The sequence below is a fragment of the Aerococcus sp. L_32 genome (assembly GCF_050689315.1).
Genome location: NZ_JBOEQF010000846.1, coordinates 1 through 796, shown reverse-complemented (window position 1 = coordinate 796; position 796 = coordinate 1). Strand labels below are relative to the sequence as shown.

Genomic DNA, 796 nt, shown 5'->3' with positions numbered 1-796 from the left:
ACAAAAGGATGCTAATGATGCTGAAAAATTAATTACTGAAATTAACACAGGGACTTATGTCTTTGATAATGCTTTGTTATTCGACGCTTTAAATAAAGTCGGTAATGACAATGCCCAAGGTGAGTACTACTTGCCAGATGTGATTGAAATCTTGAAGGAAGCTGGCGAGGCTGTTGGGGCCTTCCAAATGGATAACCTAGATGAGTCACTTGGGGTAAATGACCGTGTGGCTTTAGCGCAAGCTAACCAAACCATGTTTAAGCGTATTAACGAATTCCATATGCGCAATGGGGTAACGATTGTAGACCCGGATGCGGTTTACATTGAAGCTAGCGTTGAAATTGGTGCGGATACGGTGATTGAACCAAACGTATACCTTAAAGGGGGTACTGTGATTGGTGAAGACTGCCATATTCACGCAGGGACAACAATCCGCGATTCTAAGATTGGTGACCGTGTGAAAGTCCGTGCTTCTGAAATTGAAGAAAGTCAAGTGAACGATGGCGTGGATATTGGACCAAATGCCCACTTACGCCCGGCATCTGTTATTGATGAAAATGCCCATATCGGAAACTTTGTGGAAATTAAAAAAGCGCATATTGGTGCGGGCACTAAGGTTGGTCATTTAACTTATATTGGTGACGCAACTTTAGGCAAAAATATCAATGTTTCTTGCGGTGTGATTTTTGCAAACTACGACGGTGTGAACAAACACCATTCAACAATCGGGGACAACTCATTTATCGGGTCTGACGTGACTATCATTTCACCTGTAAACGTTGAAGCCAATGCATTT

The 796-nt window shown here is 42.3% G+C and carries 1 protein-coding gene; it reads left to right on the top strand.

Features of this window, described 5'->3' with window-relative positions; genetic code table 11:
- A partial coding sequence (locus tag ACRCJ0_RS16845; RefSeq protein ID WP_431391305.1) for a DapH/DapD/GlmU-related protein occupies positions 1-796 on the top strand: 796 nt, incomplete at both ends.